This is a genomic window from Thermodesulfobacteriota bacterium (assembly GCA_034189135.1).
Taxonomy (GTDB): Bacteria; Desulfobacterota; Desulfobacteria; order Desulfobacterales; family JAUWMJ01; genus JAUWMJ01.
Genome location: JAXHVO010000088.1, coordinates 22,340 through 43,186 on the forward strand (window position 1 = coordinate 22,340; position 20,847 = coordinate 43,186).

17 protein-coding genes are annotated in these 20,847 nt (G+C 46.2%); 6 read left to right on the forward strand and 11 right to left on the reverse strand.

Annotated elements, in window-relative coordinates; all coding sequences use genetic code 11:
* Positions 1 to 84: 84 nt before the first annotated feature.
* Positions 85 to 1,620, forward strand: a complete 1,536-nt coding sequence (locus SWH54_13480) for a YifB family Mg chelatase-like AAA ATPase (protein MDY6792266.1) — start codon at positions 85 to 87, stop codon at positions 1,618 to 1,620.
* A 179-nt stretch (positions 1,621 to 1,799) separates the two neighbouring features.
* Positions 1,800 to 2,588 carry a TIGR00266 family protein gene (locus SWH54_13485; GenBank protein MDY6792267.1) on the forward strand — a complete coding sequence of 263 codons (789 nt, stop codon included), beginning with the start codon at positions 1,800 to 1,802 and terminating at the stop codon, positions 2,586 to 2,588.
* Between the two features lie 246 nt (positions 2,589 to 2,834).
* Here SWH54_13485 and glpK read toward each other — a convergent pair whose 3' ends face one another.
* Both glpK and SWH54_13495 read right to left on the reverse strand, forming a co-directional pair.
* A complete protein-coding gene (gene glpK, locus SWH54_13490; protein ID MDY6792268.1) occupies positions 2,835 to 4,322 on the reverse strand; it encodes a glycerol kinase GlpK in 1,488 nt (495 codons plus the stop codon).
* 39 nt (positions 4,323 to 4,361) lie between these two features.
* Positions 4,362 to 5,183, reverse strand: a complete 822-nt coding sequence (locus SWH54_13495) for a YkgJ family cysteine cluster protein (GenBank protein MDY6792269.1) — start codon at positions 5,181 to 5,183, stop codon at positions 4,362 to 4,364.
* Between the two features lie 169 nt (positions 5,184 to 5,352).
* Between SWH54_13495 and glpA the strand changes: the two genes are divergently transcribed.
* The 3 genes from glpA (at position 5,353) to SWH54_13510 (ending at position 9,060) form a co-directional block, all read left to right on the forward strand.
* Entirely contained in the window at positions 5,353 to 6,897 is a 1,545-nt protein-coding gene (gene glpA / locus SWH54_13500; protein MDY6792270.1) for an anaerobic glycerol-3-phosphate dehydrogenase subunit GlpA, read from the forward strand.
* 84 nt (positions 6,898 to 6,981) lie between these two features.
* Positions 6,982 to 8,265 (forward strand): glycerol-3-phosphate dehydrogenase subunit GlpB, encoded by a 1,284-nt coding sequence (glpB, locus tag SWH54_13505; GenBank protein MDY6792271.1) that lies wholly within the window; start codon positions 6,982 to 6,984, stop codon positions 8,263 to 8,265.
* A 6-nt stretch (positions 8,266 to 8,271) separates the two neighbouring features.
* Positions 8,272 to 9,060 (forward strand): HAD-IIB family hydrolase, encoded by a 789-nt coding sequence (locus SWH54_13510; GenBank protein ID MDY6792272.1) that lies wholly within the window; start codon positions 8,272 to 8,274, stop codon positions 9,058 to 9,060.
* 24 nt (positions 9,061 to 9,084) lie between these two features.
* Here the strand turns inward: SWH54_13510 and SWH54_13515 are convergent, their stop codons facing one another.
* From SWH54_13515 to SWH54_13525, 3 genes are all read right to left on the reverse strand, one after another.
* A complete protein-coding gene (locus SWH54_13515) occupies positions 9,085 to 10,167 on the reverse strand; it encodes an ABC transporter ATP-binding protein (GenBank protein ID MDY6792273.1) in 1,083 nt (360 codons plus the stop codon).
* A 66-nt stretch (positions 10,168 to 10,233) separates the two neighbouring features.
* Positions 10,234 to 11,907, reverse strand: a complete 1,674-nt coding sequence (locus SWH54_13520; GenBank protein ID MDY6792274.1) for an iron ABC transporter permease — start codon at positions 11,905 to 11,907, stop codon at positions 10,234 to 10,236.
* 242 nt (positions 11,908 to 12,149) lie between these two features.
* Entirely contained in the window at positions 12,150 to 13,451 is a 1,302-nt protein-coding gene (locus SWH54_13525; protein ID MDY6792275.1) for an extracellular solute-binding protein, read from the reverse strand.
* Positions 13,452 to 13,918: 467 nt separating this feature from the next.
* Here SWH54_13525 and SWH54_13530 point away from each other — a divergent pair, with 467 nt between their 5' ends.
* Entirely contained in the window at positions 13,919 to 14,980 is a 1,062-nt protein-coding gene (locus tag SWH54_13530) for a branched-chain amino acid aminotransferase (GenBank protein MDY6792276.1), read from the forward strand.
* Between the two features lie 38 nt (positions 14,981 to 15,018).
* On the opposite strand, the gene SWH54_13535 is transcribed toward SWH54_13530, so the two are convergent.
* The 6 genes from SWH54_13535 to SWH54_13560 all read right to left on the reverse strand — a co-directional run.
* Entirely contained in the window at positions 15,019 to 15,756 is a 738-nt protein-coding gene (locus tag SWH54_13535; protein MDY6792277.1) for a glycosyltransferase, read from the reverse strand.
* 99 nt (positions 15,757 to 15,855) lie between these two features.
* Positions 15,856 to 16,800, reverse strand: a complete 945-nt coding sequence (locus tag SWH54_13540) for a threo-3-hydroxy-L-aspartate ammonia-lyase (protein MDY6792278.1) — start codon at positions 16,798 to 16,800, stop codon at positions 15,856 to 15,858.
* 134 nt (positions 16,801 to 16,934) lie between these two features.
* Positions 16,935 to 17,747, reverse strand: a complete 813-nt coding sequence (locus tag SWH54_13545) for a nitrilase-related carbon-nitrogen hydrolase (GenBank protein ID MDY6792279.1) — start codon at positions 17,745 to 17,747, stop codon at positions 16,935 to 16,937.
* A gap of 119 nt (positions 17,748 to 17,866) precedes the next feature.
* Positions 17,867 to 19,846 carry a cation:proton antiporter gene (locus SWH54_13550; GenBank protein MDY6792280.1) on the reverse strand — a complete coding sequence of 660 codons (1,980 nt, stop codon included), beginning with the start codon at positions 19,844 to 19,846 and terminating at the stop codon, positions 17,867 to 17,869.
* Between the two features lie 92 nt (positions 19,847 to 19,938).
* The gene (locus tag SWH54_13555; GenBank protein ID MDY6792281.1) at positions 19,939 to 20,283 is read right to left on the reverse strand and encodes a DsrE family protein; all 345 of its coding nucleotides are present in this window, start codon (positions 20,281 to 20,283) and stop codon (positions 19,939 to 19,941) included.
* A 324-nt stretch (positions 20,284 to 20,607) separates the two neighbouring features.
* The coding region (locus SWH54_13560) for a hypothetical protein (GenBank protein ID MDY6792282.1) at positions 20,608 to 20,847 on the reverse strand (240 nt) is incomplete at its 5' end.

The following is a 20,847-nucleotide window of genomic DNA, read 5'->3' on the forward strand; positions in this document are numbered from 1 at the left end:
TTTGCTGCAACAAAATTAACTCAAAAATTGAGATGAGTTCATGGTGAAAGCAGTAAATACGAAACAGTTGCTAAAGGAGGCGGCTTGCTGGCAAAATTATTAAGCAGCGCGGTGATTGGAATTGATGCATATTTTGTGGAAGTGGAAGTGGATATCACCTCAGGGCTTCCAACCTTTGCCACTGTCGGGCTTCCGGAAGCTTCGGTAAAGGAAAGCAAGGAACGGGTTAAGTCTGCCATTAAAAATTCAGGTTACAGTTTCCCTGATGACAGAATTACGGTAAATTTAGCCCCGGCCAACATAAAAAAAGAGGGAACCGGTTTTGATCTGCCCATTGCAGTGGGAATTTTAGCTGCAACCGGAATCGTTCCTCAAAACAGCATTAATCCATATCTTGTATTGGGTGAACTTTCTTTAGACGGTCGAATCAAACCGGTAAACGGCTCCCTTCCCATGGCTCTGGCAGCAAAAAAGGCGGGGTATGCAGGTATCGTTGTTCCGTATGACAACAGACGGGAAGCGTCCGTGGTAAAAGACATTTCTGTTTTCCCGGTAAAAACGCTGCACCAGGTGGTGGACTTTTTTCGCGGTTTTAAACTGATCAAGCCTGAAAAGGTTGATATTTCCGGTATATTTAAACATAACACCCAACCAGAGATTGATTTTTGCGAGGTCATGGGCCAGGAGCATGTGAAGCGGGCCATGGAAATTGCCGCCGCCGGTGGCCACAACCTGATCATGGTGGGTCCGCCAGGCTCAGGAAAAACCATGCTGGCCCGACGCCTCCCCACCATACTTCCTCCGATTACATTTGATGAGGCCATAGAAACCACTAAAATTTTCAGCGTGGTTGGAATGCTCAAGAAAAGCCAGGCCCTGGTTACCGAAAGACCTTTCAGATCACCCCATCATACCATATCAGATGCCGGCTTAATCGGTGGCGGGCATATTCCGAGACCCGGTGAGGTCAGCCTGGCCCATAATGGGGTTTTATTTTTAGATGAACTTCCCGAATACAAAAAGCACGTGCTGGAGGTGTTACGTCAGCCTTTGGAGGATCTTCAAGTCACCATTTCCAGGGCAGCCTCAACCATTACCTATCCATCCAGTTTTATGCTTGTCGCCGCCATGAACCCTTGCCCCTGTGGATATTTATCTGATCCGAAACATGAATGCAGGTGCACTTATAGCCAGATTCACAAATACCGGTCAAAGATTTCCGGTCCGCTGCTCGACAGAATAGACATTCATGTGGAAGTGCCTGCAGTCCCCTACAAGGACCTGATGGGAGACTCGGATGCTGAGCCGTCGGAAGAAATAAGAAAACGGGTGGAATCGGCTCGAACCATTCAATCCGCAAGATTTTCGCGCACAAAAATTTACTGCAACGCCCAGATGAGCAGCCGCCATATAAAAAAATACTGCGGAATCGATGAGGCCTCTGCCGACCTCCTTGAATCCGCAATTGACAAACTCGGTCTTTCCGCCCGTGCATACAACCGTATCCTTAAGATTGCACGAACCATTGCAGACCTCGAACGTCAGGCAGATATCCAGGTTGACCATATCTCAGAGGCAATACAGTACCGCAGCCTGGACAGGAAGAAACGAATTTCGTAAGGCTCTTCTCCAAATTATTGGAGAAGAGCCTTCCAGGAGTCAGGTTTTTCCCGTATGTCTTTGTTTTTTGATTGTTTTCACTCGAACCCCTGACCCCTATGAATCCTTGAACCCTGATCAATCGACCAACTCTTTGGGAGATGATCCTATCGTAATAACATCAATAGGAGGGTAACACAGTGAAAAGCCATAAAGTCGATTACAAGGTGATGGGCGACGATATCCAAATCGTTGAAGTTGAGCTTGACCCGGGCGAAACCGTAATAGCTGAGGCCGGAGTAATGAATTACATGGATGATGGAATCACCTTCGAAGCCAAAATGGGTGACGGGTCCAAACCGGATGGCGGTCTTTTTGGCAAGCTGATGGATGCAGGCAAACGCGCGATTACAGGCGAGTCCATCTTTTTAACCCATTTTACCAATTCGGGCACTGGGAAAAAGAGTGTGGCCTTTGCCGCACCCTATCCTGGTAAAATTATACCCATTGACATGACCAAGGTCAATGGAGAACTGCTGTGCCAGAAAGATGCCTTTCTTTGCGCCGCCCTTGGCACTGAAGTCGGTATTGCCTTTACAAAACGACTCGGGGTTGGTTTTTTTGGCGGAGAGGGATTCATTCTCCAGCGTCTCAGGGGAGATGGCATGGCTTTTGTGCATGCAGGCGGCACCGTAATCAAAAAAAAACTGAACAACGACACCATTCGGGTCGACACCGGTTGCATCGTGGCATTTACCTCGGGAATAAATTACGATATCGAGCGTGCAGGCAGCCTTAAGTCCATGTTTTTCGGGGGAGAAGGTTTGTTCCTGGCAACACTTAGCGGGACAGGGGTTGTGCTGTTACAAAGTCTTCCTTTTTCGCGAATGGCGGACCGTATTTTCCAGCATGCGCCATCTGCAGGTGGAAGCCGCAAGGGTGAAGGATCTATTTTGGGCGGTATCGGGGACCTGATAGGCGGCAAATAGGATTAAGGATTCGTAAAAAGCAATAATATTCCGCTTCGCTGTAATGCAACCGAAATTAAATTATCAATTGTATCAATAGGTTAAAATTTAGTTGGTTGAAAGATTTTCTTGAACGTCGAACGCTGAACATTGAACATCGAATGATGAAATCGCTTCGCTCCGCCGGTTTATAAATTGGTAGAATACCTTATTCAAAATTCGACGTTGGGCGTTCGATGTTCGACGTTCATAGTTTTTTTGGTACCATCAAGCTTCTATCCAGCCCATACTACGCTTTACCGCTTTTTGCCAGCCAGCATACAGGGTTTGCCTTTTGGTCTCATCCATCAAGGGGAGAAATGACTGATCGATTTTTCTGTTTGCGGAAATCTGCTCCTTCTCCCACAGCCCTACCGCCATTCCGGCAAGGTAGGCCGCACCCAGGGCTGTGGACTCGATGACTTCAGGCCTTTCAACCGCCACACCAATGATGTCGGCTTGAAATTGCATGAGAAAGTTGTTGGCGGAAGCCCCGCCGTCAACTTGCAGTTTTTTAAGCTCAATACCTGAGTCTGCTTGCATGGCATCCAGAACATCCCTGGTCTGGAAAGCCACAGATTCCAAGGTGGCTTTAGTGATATGTTCCCTGCCGGTATCTCTGGTAAGACCAAAAATCGCGCCTCTAGCATACATATCCCAATAAGGAGCTCCCAGGCCCACAAAAGCAGGAACCACATAAACACCTTCTTCGTCCATGGCCTGCCTGCCAAGCTCCTCTGATGCGGACGCTGTATCTATAATTTTCAGCCCGTCTCTCAGCCATTGTATGGCAGCGCCGGCAACAAAGACGCTGCCCTCCAGTGCATATTGGATATGTCCACCAATTCCCCATGCGATGGTCGTTATCAGGCCGGATTGGCTGAAAACAGGTTCTTCTCCCGTATTCATCAAAAGAAAGCAACCCGTTCCATAAGTGTTCTTGGCCATACCTTCCTCAAAACAGATCTGACCAAACAGGGCCGCCTGCTGGTCGCCGGCCACACCGCTGATGGGAATTTTTACTCCCTTATATTCCAGTTCTCCAAAATTCCCCGAGGAATCCCGAACTTCAGGCAGCATCGTGTCAGGCACGTCCAACGCTTTGAGGAGAGCGGGGTCCCATTTCAACTCTCTGATATTATATAATAAAGTACGTGAGGCATTTGAATAATCGGTGGCATGCACTTTTCCGTGGGTCAGTTTCCAGATCAACCACGTGTCAATGGTGCCGAATAATAATTCTCCTTTCTCCGCTCTTTCCCGAGCACCTTTGACATTATCCAATATCCATTTGATCTTGGTACCGGAAAAATAGGCATCAATCACCAGTCCGGTATTTTGACGAACATAATCTTCCAAACCCTTTGATTTTAAAAATTCACAGATTGAGGCGGTTCTCCTGTCCTGCCACACGATGGCGTTAAAGACGGGTTCTCCAGAGTTTTTATCCCACACTACCGTCGTTTCTCTCTGGTTGGTAATGCCAATTGCTGCGATATCAGAGGGATTAACCTTCCGCTCATTGACAAGCTGTTGGAACACTTCCCACTGGGATTCCCATATTTCCATGGGATCATGCTCAACCCAACCCGACCGAGGGAAGTGCTGGGTGAATTCTTTTAGTGTAATACCCTCAATTCTACCCCGACTGCCAAACAGCACCGCCCTGGAACTGGTAGTCCCCTGGTCAAGTGCGATGACATATCTTTTCGTCATTTTTTCCACCCTACAGTTCAGTACAAAAGGCCTGCTCATTCAAGCCTTGTTATTTCCCGGCTTCATTCTGCCGTCCGCTGCCTGCTTCTGCGGGTCGGTTTGTTTAAAGAGGATTCCCTTCAGCCATTCAACCCCAAATTGCAGCAGTTCTATTTCATCATTTTGTATTTTTTCCAGGATTTTTTCATCTATATCAAATCGCTTAAGGAACGAACTCTCAAAAACAAACTCCCTGAATTTATCGATGTTATAGCTTACCATGAAAAACATCTGCTTGGCCTGGTCCGTAAGCTTGATATTCGGAGGAAATGATCGTTTTCTTACCACCAGGTCCGTCCACTGTGCATTGATATCATCGTGGATATCCACCCCCTGGTCCTTTCGCCATTTATTAACCGTCCACTCTTTATCCTCTTCAAATCCAAGGCAATGGGGCTCATTAACAAAAAAATAGAATCCGTCATCGTCTGAACCTTCCTTATGGCTTAAAGTCGCCACACCTAAAGGATAATACCGACATGTGGTGGGTCTGTCTTCATATATGATGCATCCATCCTCCCTTACAAATGGGCAGGCTTTCCTGTCTGAATCAGATGTTTCGCCATCTATCAGCTTAAGTGTTACAATAGGAAGATCGGTCTTTTCTAAAATATGTGGCTCGGTATAAATGGCTAAAAATTCTTCGGAGGAAAGGCCAAGACGATTTTTGAGCCTGATAATGTCATAGGGAGTGAGGGTAATACTGATTCCTTTGCAGCATTGGGTAAAACATTTAACATCTTTATGGCATTTAAACTTAAACCTGCTTTCAGGCCCCAGCCTGACCGGTTCGATATTTGCTTTTTTACCTGGTATATCCATATGTATTCCTTTCTTTTTTTGATGATTTGTTGAACTTTTCTTAACCAAGTCGCATCGTATTGTCAAATGGTTAAAAGAAAACCAAGCAATTAAAATGTTGTGATAATACATTGAACATGACACATGGTTATGTTAAATAAAATTTAATTCTATATCATTTAAGGAAACCATGCTGAAAACACAGGTGCTGATTATTGGAGGAGGAATCACCGGCGCCGGTATTGTCCGAGACCTTACTCTTCGTGGGATTGAATGCATTCTTGCGGAGAAGAGTGATATCAACGCAGGAGCATCCGGTGCCAATCACGGACTGTTACACAGCGGTGCGCGTTATGTGGCAGGTGATTTGGTAAATGCCAAGGAGTGCCGGGAAGAGGGAAATATTTTAAAGAAACTGGCCCCCCATTGCGTAGAGGATACCGGCGGGCTGTTTGTGGCGGTTGAAGGAGATGATGAAAAGTATGTCGCCGATTTTCCCGGTTTATGTTCCAAGTGCGGTATTCCGACCAAGGATTTAGACATCAAAGAAGTGCTTGAAATGGAGCCTTCCCTTTCCGATAAACTAATCGCCGCATACCAGGTGCCGGATGCAGCCGTTGACCCTTTTAAACTCTCTTTGGACAACATTTACCAGGCTCTGGATCTTGGCTCCACCCTGCTTCGCCATTCAAAAGTCACCGGGTTTACCATAAAGAAAAATCGTATTCTGGTCACAAAGCTGCAAAACATGCTGACCGGTGAACAGTTTAACATTGAGGCCGTGCAGGTGGTTAACGCCGCCGGAGCATGGGCAAAGGAAGTGGCTGCCCTTGCCGGTTGCACCATCAACCTCCTGTATTCTAAAGGGAGTCTCCTAGTGACACACAACCGGATTGCGCAGCGGGTGATCAATCGCCTGAGGCCTTCCTCTAACGCTGATATCCTGGTTCCCGGCGGAACGGTCTCCATTTTAGGCACCACTTCCGTTACCATAGACACATTGGACCAGGTTTTTCCCACTGTTGAGGAAACCGATTATATTGTAAGTGAAGCCACCGCCATGATTCCCCAACTGGAAAGAACACGGTTTATTCGCGCATATGCAGGTGTCCGACCCCTGTTAGGAACAAAGGCCGGGGCCGATGACCGCAGCGTCAGTCGTGGGTTTTCTTTGATTGATCATCTAGAAGACGGTTTGGAAAATTTTGCTTCAATCACCGGTGGCAAACTTTCCACCTACCGGTTAATGGCGGAAAAAACGGCGAATCTTATCTGCAATCGGCTGGGTGTTTCCCGTCCCTGTCTGACCCGAACAGATCCCCTTACGCCGGCCGGAGCCGCCCGGTGGACAAAACCCGGTCTGGCTCCAAAGGTGTGGATGAAACAACATGACCCGGAAGATATCATGCTGTGTGAATGCGAAATGGTGCCCAAAAGTGTGGTGGACAGCATCGTGGAATCTATCCATAAACAAAACGGAAAACCGGACCTGAAGGCCATCGGGCTTCGCAGCAGGATTGGCAAGGGGGCCTGTCAGGGTACTTTCTGCGGTCTCAGAACTTGTGCGTATCTTTACGATACAGATGAACTGCAAGCAGATGAGGGCTTAACCAGTCTAAGGGAATTTGTCAATGAACGATGGCGTGGTGTGCGGCCTTTGCTCTGGGATACGCCGCTTATCCAGGCGGAATTACAGGAAGCCCTTTACTGCGGCCTGATGGGAATTGAATTGTAGTGTTTAAGGCAGAAGGCAGAAGTAAAAAAAAGATGGAACAAAGCGACACCCTACGGTAGAAAGAAATACTTGACAATGGATACGATGAGCAACGATAACCGGGAAATAAACTGTGACCTGGCAGTTATCGGCGCTGGTATGGCCGGAATGGCGTCGGCCCTGTTTGCTTCCAGCCGCGGAGTCTCCACGGTACTGGCAGGATTGACCAGTGAAATTATTTTTGCCAGCGGGCTGATTGATCTGATGGGGGTGCATCCAATAGGTGACGGCAAAGTCTGGGAAAACCCGTGGGAGGCGATTCAGGCGTTAATCAGTGATATCCCCAACCATCCTTTTGCAAAAATAAACAAAAATGACATCCATGGGGCTTTGGAAGAATTTCTATCCTTTATGAGTGATGCAGGCCTCCCCTATGACCGGCATGAAAATCGTAACGCAAAAATAATGACTCCGGCGGGAACCGTTAAGCATACCTATGGTGTACCTCAAACCATGTGGAACGGTGTCCTGGCCCTGGAACAAAAATGCCCCTGCCTTATCATTGATATCAGAGGACTGAGAGGATTCAGCGCCCGACAGATCACAGAAACCTTAAAATCTTCCTGGCCGGATTTGCGTCATGCACGTATTTCATTTCCCCATACCGATCATCTGGAAGAAGTATACCTGGAACCTGTGGCCAGATCCCTGGCACTTGCTGAAAATCGCAAAGCCCTGGCACGGATTATCCACCTCCATGTAAAAGATTCAGCAATGATAGGATTTCCGACCATTTTTGGCATTAACCATTCGGTTGAAATTTTTCACGATTTGCAGGAGATGATCGGTGTTCCGATTTTCGAAATTCCCACCATGCCGCCATCTATTACAGGTCTTCGCATCAAGGAGGCTTTTGAAACGCAACTTCCCAACCAAGGTGTTCAGCTTCTGTTGCAAAAAAAGGTTTTGAAGGTCCACCATAACAAAGGTGGCTTCATACTCGACGCCGGAGGTCCTGAAACAGAATATACCTTAAAGGCAAAGGGAATCATACTGGCAAGCGGCCGGTTTTTAGGCAGAGGGCTGCGGGCAGAAAGAAAACAAATCAGGGAATCCATTTTTGATCTCCCGGTTTTTCAGGAGGGTGAGAGAAAAAACTGGCACAGTCATGATTTTCTGGACCCCAAGGGGCATTTGATCAATACGGCTGGACTGGAAATTGATGATAAGTTTCGCCCCCTGGACAGCTCCGGCAAACCGGCCTTTAATAAACTTTTTGCCGCAGGGTCCATATTGGCACATCAGGACTGGATGCGGATGAAGTGCGGGTCCGGACTGGCCATCGCTTCAGCCTATGCCGCAGTAAATGCTTTTAAAGAACAAAAATAATAAAATATGAATCCTTTTAATGAGTTTCCCAAGCACTTAAAATCAACCATTCGTTTTGTTCTAACCGACATTGACGATACCCTTACCATAAAGGGTCGACTTCCTGCGGTGGTATTTACCGCCATGGAAAATCTTCACCAAGCAGGCATTCAAGTCCTCCCGATTACCGGACGCCCTGCCGGATGGTGCGATCATATTGCCAGAATGTGGCCGGTGGATGGTGTTATTGGAGAAAACGGCGCTTTCTATTTCAGATATGAAGACACCCAAAAAAAAATGATTCGACGATACTTCAAACCTGAAAAAGAAAGAAAACAGGACTGGAAAAAGCTGGAAAAGCTAAAACAGGAAATCTTGGAAAAAATTCCGGGCTGTCGGGTTTCCGCTGATCAGGCCTATCGTGAAGCAGATCTTGCCATCGATTTTTGCGAAGATGTTCCACCGCTTCCTGTAAAAGATATTGACCGGATTGTACGACTATTTAACCAGGCAGGTGCCCAGGCAAAGATAAGCTCCATTCATGTAAACGGCTGGTTCGGAAATTATGACAAACTTTCCATGACCCGGTTCCTTTTTGAAGAAGTTTTTCAAGTGCATCTTGAAGCAATTAAAAACAAAGTTATTTTTACCGGGGACTCCCCCAACGATTCTCCCATGTTTGCTTATTTTCCTCATTCCGTGGGTGTTGCCAATGTGATGCATTTTAAAGGAAGAATGGAATGTAACCCTGCCTGGGTAACGGAAAAGGAAGGTGGATACGGTTTTGCCGAGATGGTGGACTTTCTCCTTTTGTGAAAGAAAACTGTGAAACCTTGGCAATTAGACAAGGATCATACATTTTTTTGGATTTAGAAACAAATGGAGTTCCTGCCCTTCTTCCTGTGGAAGGTAATGGGGAACCTGCACCCTGATCATCGTGTCATTTACGCTTACGAAAAAATACAGGAAGTTACCCAGATATGCCCTGTGGGCAATCGTCCCCTTGAACAGATTTTCCCCCGTTTGGGGAGGTTCCGTAACTATTTCCACATCCTCCGGACGTATGGATGCGTAAACTTTTTCGCCGGTTTTCATTGCCCTGCTGTCCGGCATGGAGCACAGCATTTTTTCGCTGAATTCAGTACGTACGTAAACCTTATTAGAATTCGGTACCACCTCAACAGTTTCTCCGGAAATAAAATTCATGGTACCGATGAAATCGGCAACAAACCGGTTGGCAGGCTTTTCATAGATCTCCTCCGGAGGGCCGATTTGTATTATGTTCCCTGATTCCATAACGGCCACACGGTCAGAGATCACCATCGCTTCGGCTTGATCGTGAGTCACATAGACTGAAGTGATGCCCATTCGCCTGACCAGACTCTTTATCTCAAATCTCAATTCTTCTCTGAGCTTGGCATCCAGATTACTCAGCGGCTCATCTAAAAGCAGCACTTTGGGATTGCCCACGAGAGCCCGCGCCAGCGCGACCCGTTGCTGTTGGCCACCGCTTAATTGGGACGGATATCTGTCTTCCAAACCATCCAAACCCACCAACTCCAAAACTTTTTGCGCTTTTTCCTTAATGCTCTGCCTGGACAACTTTTGAAGTTTCAAGCCATAGACAATGTTATTGTATACCTTCATATGGGGCCACACGGCATAGTTTTGGAACACCATACCGATGCCCCTTTTAGAGGGCTGGACAAATCCCTGTGAAAGCATCGGCTTACCGTCAATAACGATATCTCCCTCGTCCGGCCTTTCCAACCCGGCAATGCAGCGCAGGGTGGTTGTTTTGCCGCAACCGCTGGGCCCGAGCAGTGTCAACATTTCGCCCTTCTTCACTTCCAGCTGAATGTGATTAATGGCCACCACTTTCTTAAAGTGTTTAAAAAGGTTTTGAATCTCTATGAATGCCATTAAAATTGTCTCCTTAATGTCGGTTCAGCGTTTATTGGCAGTTAAACCTGAACCTTTGATCTGTAACTATCCTTCTGCACCCCAGGCGGCTTTGAGAACACCCCCGCTGATTCTTGATATGATCAGCAGAAGAATGAAGGTGATCACAATCATCAGAAAAGCCATGGCAGCGGCGATCCCAAATTCCATTCCACGATGCCAGTTCAGGTAGATCCCAATGGGCAGGGTTTCCCATCCTCCCTTATAAAGGAATACCGCGGTGGAAATTTCCTGAAACGCCATGATGAAGAACATCACCACGCCGACAAGTACTCCTTTAAGCAGCAACGGCAATGAAATAAGGAAAAAAGTTCTGAGTTTACCGGCGCCCGATACCTCGGAGGCTTCCTCCAGGGAAGGATCCAGCTGTAAATAGGAGGAGTGCGCCATGCGCAAAAAATACGGAAGTCGCCTGGCAAACAGAGCGATGGGCATGATAATCCAATAATGGGCCAAAGGTATGGCTTTCCAAAATGCCAAAATATAACTCACACCAATGGCGATACCCGGAAACGCCAGCATCAATGTGATGACAAAATCGAGGGCATCTTTTCCCGGCACCCGGGTACGGACGATAAGGTAAGCCACCGGAAGCCCGAAAGCAATTCCGAAGATCAGCGCAATTCCACTGAAAAGGAAGGAGTTTTTTATCAAAAGCGGACTTTCCAGCAGGATGAGCCGGAAATTTTCCAGCGTCCAATAGGTGGGGAATATCTCAAAGGTCCATCTTCGGGAAAATGCGGCTAAACCCAACACAACCGGAATGAGCAAAACCAGAACGGCAATAAAAATCATGTACATATACGCACCTGATTTCACCCACCTGTTGGGCTCGATCACACGGCCTTCGGACGTTGTCCCTTTTGAGAGTCCGGTATACTTTTTCTTTTCGACCCAATACCGGGCGAGCAAAAAGAGAGAAATGCAAACGATGGAAGAAACCACCACCGCCACGATCCCCATATGCTTGCGGTGCATATCGGTAAAGTGATAGGAGATGTTGATATACGAAACCGATGGCAGAAGGTCCACCTGTCCCAGAATCAATGGGGTGAGCCAGTCGGTAAAGGGCCACAGGAATACGAGAACGGCGCCCGCCAGATAACTTGGGGTACACAGCGGCAAGGTGACGGTAAAAAATCTCCGAAAACTGCTCGCTCCCTCGACTTCGGCGGCTTCTTCAAAGGAAGGATCTATGTTGGTAAAACCTGCCGAAAGACCCAGAACGATAAAAGGGAGCATATGCAGGGATTGAATGAATACCAGTCCGTGTAAGCCATAGATGAAATTCAGCGGTTTGTCTATCAGGCCAATTTCCATCAAAAGCAGATTTACAGTTCCATATTTTCCGAAAAAGATGATGAAGGCAAACACGCCGGCGAAAGCGGGCAAAACAATCGGCAACAGAATCAATGCGGTGAAAACGGTTTTTCCCCGGTGCCTGTATCTGGCCAAAATGTATGCCAGGGGCACCCCGAATACGGTGGTGGTCAGAAGTACCATCGTACTTAGCAGCAGGGTATTTCCAAAGGTTTTGAGATAATACGCGTCCTGAAAAAATTCCAGGTAATTGCCCATACCCCAGCCACCGGTTTCGGCAATTTTGAAGCTTTCCAATACTAAAATGGAAAGCGGATAAATTACCAGGAAGGCAACGATCAACCACAGGAGTGCTGCCAGAGAAATACTGCCGCGTGACATATCAGATCCTTTATTTTACTCAATTTCAAGCCTACTTCCTTTAGGGTATCGTTATGCAACAGGCTTGATCAACAATGCTCGGAGTAAGTTGGAGTGTAGCATTCCAGCAAGGAGGGTAATCCGAAAAACACCCATTGGGTTAAACACCAACTCCTATAATTCCAAATCCCAATAATTATACGGGCGAGCGTTTGCTCGCCCGTTTATCAGACCCAAAAGTGCAGACTGACTTTACAGCACTGTTACGGCGCGACCAGCAAAGCGCGTGCTTTTGCTGCGGCCAGGCGGGCTGCGGCATACTTGCCATCGACCTCGAATAGCTTTCTGGCTTCTTTTATCTTTGCATCGGCCTTTTTCACGTTCATCTTCTCGGCTTTGGCCGCAGCAATTTCCCCCTCAACTTCCTCAATCAGGAAAAGACTGCTTTTCAATTCGCCCCATTTTCTATATATCTCATACTCGTATTTCTTGTTGACTGCGTCCCATCTTTTTGTGGCCAGATCCAGGTCGTACTCGATAAAATCGACCTTCAAATCCCAAAACGAATCAACCCCCAATGCCTTCGTTGCGTGCTTGGCCATTTCAACACCCTGTTTTTGCCAGGCGGAGAATTTAATGTCCGTATTGGCGGCAAAATATCGACCCTCAAGCACATATTTTTGCCCGTCCATACTGAACAGCCAGTCCAGAAAAATCTTCCCCACCTTTTTATTGGGCGCGCCTTTCAGTAGTGCCACTGCCTCGGGAACAAGGATGGTTTTTTCCGGAAGCAAGTCGCGTACAGGGAAACCATCTTTACGTGCAGCCATGGCGTTCATCTGCGGCTGTGCAATCCCGATGGGGACTTCACCGCGGGCCACCAGTTGGGTCGTGTCCGTACTACCGTTGGAGAAACGGGCGAGTTGAGCTGCCAGCAATCTGAGATATCTCCAGGCCTCCTTTTCTCCAAATGCCTGTAACAGGATTTCAATGGTTTCATGCATGGTGCCGGATGCATACGGCAATGTATGCACGATGTTTCCCCGGTAGATGGGATTGAGCAGATCGTGCCAAGTTTTTGGCGGCGGCAGCCTCAGTTTTTTCAAAACTTTCTCGTTGTATAGATTGGTGACAATCCAGGGCGCAAAACAGGTCCATAAATCACCCTTATCCTTTACCTTCATACCGTGCCACTTGGCAGGAACCTTGGCCCAGCCTTTTGGCCGATAAGGGATGATTAATCCTTCTTTCTTTAAAACTTCATGTGCCGGAGCGCCTGCACCCAGAAAAATGTCAGCATCCGGTTTTCCGCCCCATGCTCTGACTTTGTCCAGACAGACCGGCCATCCGCCGGGTCTTACGAAGGTAATGTCCACATCCTTCCCATAGGTCTTTTTATAGTACGTCTTAAAGCCCTTAGTCAGGCTGGCGGACAATTCCTTATAAACGGGGCCGACCCAGCCGATTTTGTCTGCAGCCTGTGCCTCCGCCATAAAAATGGGCGTGAGGACCAGTGCCATTGACAGGACGATGAAGATTGTTGTGGCCAAAATTCTTCTTTTCATTTGAACCTCCTTTCTTGTGATAGTGTCACATTTTTAAAAAGAAAACAGATTTTGCCGAAACCCATTCCTGGGAAAAAGAACTTGTCCATAGATGCAAATGCAAATCATATTTTTTAATAAAAACCAATTGGTTAAGCGCAGGATAAGTGAATGTTTGAATTGTATATTATGTTTCAGATCAGACTCATTTATCAGGAAATTCAATCAACAAATGAACCGGTATTTATGTACCAAAGACGGATTCAGCTGTCAAGGTTGATTCTTATCATGTTGATTCTTATCACTGTTGATTCTTATCGCAGACATTCACGTTTTTTGTAAATTAATAGGCATACTCTTTTAATAGCATTGATTTTAATTCTAAATGTGCTATGTAGTATCCAAATTAAACTTTTGGTTCTGTTTAAAAATCTGGAGTGCTTGTCGCTTTAAATAAACGAAATATATATTATTTCAGGAGGCTTAACATGAAATTAACCATTACCAAAACAGATACTTTAAAACCGAAACCGGATGAATCCAATTTGGGGTTCGGAACGATCTTTACTGACCATATGTTCAACATGGATTACAGTCAGGAAAAAGGATGGCACCATCCGCGCATAGAGCCCTATGGTTCTCTTGACATGGATCCTTCAATCATGGTTCTTCACTACGGCCAGGGTGTTTTTGAGGGTCTTAAGGCGTACAGAACTGCGTCAGGAGATGTCCAGCTTTTCCGACCTGCAGAAAATTTCAAACGGCTGAATCGTTCTTCTAAAATTATTTGTATCCCGGAAATGGATGAGGACTTTGCCCTTGATGCCTTGAAGCAGTTAATCACCGTGGAAAAAGACTGGGTTCCAAGTGTTCCTGGGACCTCACTTTATATAAGGCCCACCATTATAGCGACAGATCCTTTTATTGGGGTGCGGGCGTCATTTACCTACCGTTTCTTTATTATCATGTCTCCGGTAGGGGCATATTATGCGGAAGGCTTTAATCCCGTAAAAATATGGGTTACCAGAGAACATGTCCGGGCCGTCCGGGGTGGTGTGGGAGAGGCCAAAACACCGGGAAATTATGCGGCCAGCCTGTACGCCGGTGAAAAAGCGCATAAAGAGGGCTATACGCAGGTGCTTTGGCTGGATGGCGTCGAACAGCAGTATATTGAAGAAGTCGGGGCAATGAATATATTTTTCCTTATCGATGACGAACTCATCACCCCCATGTTAAACGGCAGTATCCTTCCCGGAATTACCAGAGATTCCGTCCTTGCCCTTGCAAAATCCTGGAATATAAAGGTGACTGAGCGGAAGATAGGTATAGACGAGGTGGTAGCGGCACATGAGTCCGGAAAATTGCAGGAAATATTCGGATCGGGAACCGCCGCGGTGATTTCGCCGGTGGGGGAACTGAAATACGGAGATAAAGTTCTGACCATCGGTGACGGCAGCGTCGGCCCCATGGCCAGCAAACTGTTCAACACCATTCAAGACATCCAGTACGGAAAATCGGAAGACCCTTTTGGCTGGATTGAACCGCTGTAAGCTATTTAGCGCCTGAATGAAACACTCAGTGGCGACGTTCAGCCGTCCACTGAAGTGTCTCTTTCGGTAGTATTCGATCTGGCGTCATAATAAAACTGATCCGCCTGTTTTGGATCTCTTTTAAACACCCGATAAACAACCATTGGGTTTTTAACAAAATACCAATCGCCAAACTGGTCAAATTTCCTGCATGATGTGACAATGCGGGCCTTGCGTATGGTGCCGTAGCGTTTTCCAACACGTTTCCCATATCTTTTTAAACGTTTGCCAAAATCAAGGTCTTCAACGCAGCACAGCTCTTCATCAAAGCCTCCAATGGCCTCATAATCTTTCCTCAAACACCAAAACATCCCTGCACTCACGCCATGCCACAAAATATAGGGGGCCACCACCAACAGGCTGCAAAGTATCCCCGGTGATATTCTTTCCGGGACGATCTTAACCCCGCCACCGATATATTTTCCCGAATCGAGTTTTCTCAATACCTCCAGCAGCATATTAGAGGTCATTTGGCTGTCCGCATCTATGGTAACGATGATATCCCCTTTGCATGCCTCAGCCCCCTTGTTTCGAATACGGCTCAAATTTCGCGAGTCTTCAGTAATCACCCTTGCACCCAATTGGGCGGTAATCTCCCCGGTGTTATCCGTGCAACGGTTCATCACCACAACATGCTCAACCACTTCGGACACCTGTTTTGCAGCGGCTTTAACTGAGCATAGGCAGCTTTCTATCAAACGTTCTTCATTATAAGCCGGAGTGATTACTGAAATCATTTTCCTCCCTCCGAACGCCTGTTTTAGAGGGATTGCCCCTATCTCTCTTTTTTGTAATACTTTTAGTATTATTCAGACAGAGTTTTTGCACCAATCTTTTCATGGGCTTAAGATCGTTATCATGGTGGCGGAATCAATGTTGCCGCCACTGATTATGATTCCAACCCGGCCTTCTGCGATCACAGCGCGACTCAGCAATGCCGCCAACCCAAGAGCACCGGAAGGTTCAACGACCAGTTTCATGCGGTAAAACAGAAATTTGACCGCCTCTATAATATCTTCTTCGGAAACCGTTTTCATATCATCCACAAACTCCAACACCAGCGGAAATGTGATTCTACCTAACGAGGGCGTACGGGTTCCGTCAGCAATGGTCGGTGGATTCTTTACCCGGTGCAGCTTTTTGGTTTGGAAAGATTTGGTGGCATCGTCGGCCAGTTCCGGTTCGATACCGATTACCCGGCAATTCGGTGACATTCCCTTGGCCGCAATCGCCGAACCGCTCAACAGCCCACCTCCGCCACAGGGAACCAGCAACATATCAAGATTGCCGATCTCCTCGAACATCTCCAGCGCGGCAGTCCCCTGTCCTGCAATTACCTCCGCATGGTCATACGGCGGAATCATGGTATAGCCGTTACTGGCTTCAAGTTCTTTGGCAATATCCTCACGGCTTCCTTTGTCGGGATCGTACTCAACAAAAGTGGCCCCGTACTCCTTGGTGGCAGCCCGCTTGGTTGCAGGAGCGTCGTTCGGCATGACGATTGTGGTTTGAACATTCAGCATTTGACCGACCAAAGCCACTGCCTGGGCATGATTCCCTGAAGAATAAGTAACCACACCTCGCGCTTTCTCTGCTTTCGAAAGTTGAGAGATGCTGTTGAATGCCCCGCGAAACTTAAATGCCCCAATTTTTTGGAAATTCTCGCACTTGAAATACACTTTTGCCCCAACCAACCGGTTGAGTGTCCGGGAAGTCATAATCGGCGTTACATTGGCATAACCTTTCAATCTTTTTTTAGCGGCTTGAACTTGTTCAAACATAGTCTCTCCGGTTCATTTCAATGTCATGTATTAGGGTTTTTAATCAAATAAAGTCAAAACGAATCAATTCCACCGACCCATTCTGGTCAATGAGGTAAACCCAATCTTACTGTTCTGAAGAATTATATTATGGGTTAAGCGAAATTGAAAGGGTCATTTTGTGTGAGCAAACCATACTCTTCCGGCCTGCGATCTGATAGAATATGATTTCTTCGGGTAATCATTTTATCTCTGGCCAAATTCAGATCAACTTCCTTTACCCGGACCTCTTCTGCTGTCTGCGAAGCTTGAACAAGTACTTCGCCCTTGGGGTTCGCAATGGTGGAAAGGCCGGTAAACGATAGGTCGCGTTCAGTACCGATTCTGTTGGCGGTAACCACGTAAACGTGATTTAGTAAGGCATGGATGGGAATTGCTTTTTGAGCGAAACCGGGTAATACCAGGTTCGAGGGATGACAGATGATGTCGGCGCCTTTGAGAGCCAATATTCTCCAAACTTCAGGAAATATCCAATCAAAGCAAACCAGCAATCCGATTTTGCACAGCCCGAGGTTGAAAATCGGCAATCCCGCATCACCGGCCGCAAAATAATCCTTTTCATTCATGAATAAATGAAGTTTACGATATTTTCCCATATAGCCTTCCGGGCCAATAAGCACAGCTGAATTGAACAACAGGTTTTTAAATCTTTCATTAAAACCGGACACCATGTAAAAACCATATTGTTTGCATTTAGATTCCAAAAATCTTATAAACAAGCTATTGGCGATTTCTTCAGACCCTTCCCATGCCATCTCCCTTGATGCGAAATGATAACCGGAATTGCACAATTCAGGCAATACCACCAGGTCGGCCTCTTTACACTGAACAATAAGTCTGTCTATGGTGCGTATGGTCGTTTCAACATGACAAAGTGCCGGAGCAAACTGTATAAAGCCTATTTTCATAACATCCTCCAAAAGGCCTTGGTAAAGCGTTATTTTTCAAAGGTTTCTTTCAATCGTCACTGTTCATCGAAAACTTCAAACGTCTGGTAAAAAGTAGTCTTTTACTTTTTATGTAACCATTAATGATGAATGAATTCCATCAGATTGGCAATTTTATCAGGGCGTCCGAGGACCACCAGGGTATCATCAGCAAGAAACTGTGTATTGGCCTGTGGATTGGATAATGTTTGTGCATTCCTGCGTATTGCCAATACAGTCACCTCAAATCTTTTCCTTAGATTTATCTGGGCGATGCTTTTCCCCACCAATGATGATTTTTCCGCAATTTTTAAAGTACTGATTTCAACATCGGGAAGTTGAAGTTTTAACTCCGATACGGATAACGACTTTTCAGAAAAGCTTCGAAACATTTCGTAACCATCTGATCGTATTTCGGCAACCCGCTTTTCGATTTCATCTCTGGGTATAAGATATTTGGCCAACACCCGGGTAAAAATTTCCACCGATGTTTCAAATTCTTCCGGAATGACTTCGTTGGCCCCTAATTCATACAGCGGTTTCATCTCCTGGAGATAACGTGTTCGAACGATCAAATGAATTTTCGGATTAAGTCTTCGAATCATTTCGGTAATGCGACGGGTTGCTGCAGGATCATTAATTGCAGTCACCGCAATTCGCGCATCTTTGATGTTTGCGTGCTGGAGTACGACCTCCTGGGTTGAATCCCCGTAAAAAATCGGTTCACCATGTGTTTGTTCGGTCCTCACTGTATCAGGGTTCATCTCAATAACAGCATAGGGGATACCCGATAGCCTGGCAGCTCTAGCCACATTTCGGCCATTAATTCCAAAGCCGATAATAATGAGATGGTCTTTTTCCCCCTTCGCCTCTGCCTCGGGAACAGGGAAAAATCCCGATATTAGCCTTTTCGGCAGGGGCAGTCGCAGGATAATGTCTGATAAACGCGGTGCCAGAGTTATAATAAATGGTGTCGCCGCCATGGTAAGCACGGAAAAAGATAAAAACAGTTGATAAATATCCCCTGAAAGCAAACCATGTTCCACCCCGGTTTTGGATAGGATAAAAGAAAATTCACCCACCTGGCTCAGTGCAAGGCCGACCAGAATTGAAGTACGTAAAGGAAATCCCAATAAAATTGTGGCAATACCGGCAATGATGGATTTTAAAAATAAAATTCCCACAGCGATCACTATAATGGTCCCCGGATTGTGAAAAAGAAAGCCGACATCGAGCAGCATACCGATGGAGACGAAAAAGAAACTGGTGAAGACATCACGAAAGGGTAAAATACTTCCCAGGGCCCGATGACTGTATTCAGATTCGGAAATGATCAAACCTGCCAAAAATGCACCCAAAGCAAGTGAAAGGCCTGCGCTGGAAGTTAACCACGCAACAGCCAGGCAAATGACAACCACGCTCAACAAAAAAAGCTCCTGGCTTCTCGTCCGGGCGATTTGATACAATACCCCGGGTACAATCCATTTGGCACTAACGATGACCAGCAAGATAATTCCGGCTCCCTTGGCGATAAGAACAGGGACGGATACGCCGGTTTCCCCGGCGGCCCCGGCCAGCAGAGGGGTAATCAATATCATGGGAACAATGATGATGTCCTGGAAAATCAGGATACCAAGGGTTGTACGCCCGTGGGGGCTATCAACTTCAGCCCTGTCCTGGATCAGTTTTAGCACAATGGCCGTGCTGGAAAGGGAAATAAGAAATCCGACAAAAATTGAGTTGCCGATTGGTTGCCCCAGTTGCCTCGCTATCACAGCAGTAATTAAAAAGGTAAGCAACACCTGAATCGAGCCCCCCACCAATACCGATTTTTTGATTTGCAGCAGTTTTTCTAAAGAGAGTTCGATTCCGATGGTAAAAAGCAACAACACCACACCGACTTCAGCCAAGATTTCAACCTCATGAACCGCCTTTATCAGGCCAAGTCCGTATGGTCCGGCCAATACCCCGGCAAGAAGAAAGCCCACAATCCCCGGAACATGAAGGCGATGGCAGATATAGAGGATGCCGATGGACAGCCCAAAAATGATAATAAGGTCATTCAGCAGCGGTATTTCCATATTTATATTTTCCTTAAGAGCTAATGAAGATTGTTGCTAAAGGTTTCCCCAATGCAAAATGCGATGTATTGGCATGGTTATCGTCTTGGTGGTCATATGGTTAAAAGTGTATCCTTATTCTTTAAAATTTGAGTCAGCGGGTCTCCCCAGTATTTAACTTCTATATTCATTTTTTCTAATATTTCAGTCACTTTTAATTGATCGGCACACGCCTTGCAGGCGGTTATGTGGACACCTGCATTCAATGCTTCTTCAATTTTTTGTTGGATATTGATGTCTTCGCTCACCAGTTTAGTTGTGGCGCCCCAGATAATAAGGGTTACTTTATCCCACCAGCCATGAATCAAAGAGTTTACCGTGTACATAAAAACCATCTTTTCTGCTGTAAGCGGATTATCATTGGTCCATAGTACATAAAGATGTGTCTTGGTATTCATTGATTAACTCCTTTTAACTTTCGGTTAACGCCTGCATTATTCAAATTAAAGTGTTGTGAAGCGGAGCTTTATTCTAAATTCTCCAGCCGCTTTGCATTTCCCTATGCAATTACGTGAGAAGTGCTTCTTGCTTTTCTATATCAATTTACCTTCTATCCTCCTCCCCGTGAAAGTTCTTCAATGGTTCCGAACCATAAGAGGGGGATACTGATGACGGCAAAAATTGATAAAATTATCAAAACAATGTTAATAATTATCGTAAAATTATCTGTCACTTTGATAGATACTTTATGACTATTTTTTAGATAGGAAGATTTGGTAACTTCACTGCATGCAAATAAAAGCAAAATGGGTGTAACAATCCAGACGGAACCAAGGTTTGGGTGAATGAGTTGCCATTTTTTTAGTATTTCGGCCACAATTATACCCAACCCTGAAAGTCCAACCCCAATTGAGCGAAAAAAAGTAGTAATAACCATCTAAAAAAGCTGGAAAAGCCTTTAGAATAAGGGTATACAGATGGTGACGAAACCAAAAACCCAAATTCTGAAAGGCTTTCATAGA

Bases quoted from the DNA above. Each gene is read 5' to 3' on its own strand.
- glpK (MDY6792268.1), bottom strand. From the start codon at position 4,322: ATGACGAAAAGATATGTCATCGCACTTGACCAGGGGACTACCAGTTCC.
- SWH54_13495 (MDY6792269.1), bottom strand. From the start codon at position 5,183: ATGGATATACCAGGTAAAAAAGCAAATATCGAACCGGTCAGGCTGGGG.
- glpA (MDY6792270.1), top strand. From the start codon at position 5,353: ATGCTGAAAACACAGGTGCTGATTATTGGAGGAGGAATCACCGGCGCC.
- glpB (MDY6792271.1), top strand. From the start codon at position 6,982: ATGAGCAACGATAACCGGGAAATAAACTGTGACCTGGCAGTTATCGGC.
- SWH54_13510 (MDY6792272.1), top strand. From the start codon at position 8,272: ATGAATCCTTTTAATGAGTTTCCCAAGCACTTAAAATCAACCATTCGT.
- SWH54_13515 (MDY6792273.1), bottom strand. From the start codon at position 10,167: ATGGCATTCATAGAGATTCAAAACCTTTTTAAACACTTTAAGAAAGTG.
- SWH54_13520 (MDY6792274.1), bottom strand. From the start codon at position 11,907: ATGTCACGCGGCAGTATTTCTCTGGCAGCACTCCTGTGGTTGATCGTT.
- SWH54_13525 (MDY6792275.1), bottom strand. From the start codon at position 13,451: ATGAAAAGAAGAATTTTGGCCACAACAATCTTCATCGTCCTGTCAATG.
- SWH54_13530 (MDY6792276.1), top strand. From the start codon at position 13,919: ATGAAATTAACCATTACCAAAACAGATACTTTAAAACCGAAACCGGAT.
- SWH54_13535 (MDY6792277.1), bottom strand. From the start codon at position 15,756: ATGATTTCAGTAATCACTCCGGCTTATAATGAAGAACGTTTGATAGAA.
- SWH54_13540 (MDY6792278.1), bottom strand. From the start codon at position 16,800: ATGTTTGAACAAGTTCAAGCCGCTAAAAAAAGATTGAAAGGTTATGCC.
- SWH54_13545 (MDY6792279.1), bottom strand. From the start codon at position 17,747: ATGAAAATAGGCTTTATACAGTTTGCTCCGGCACTTTGTCATGTTGAA.
- SWH54_13550 (MDY6792280.1), bottom strand. From the start codon at position 19,846: ATGGAAATACCGCTGCTGAATGACCTTATTATCATTTTTGGGCTGTCC.
- SWH54_13555 (MDY6792281.1), bottom strand. From the start codon at position 20,283: ATGAATACCAAGACACATCTTTATGTACTATGGACCAATGATAATCCG.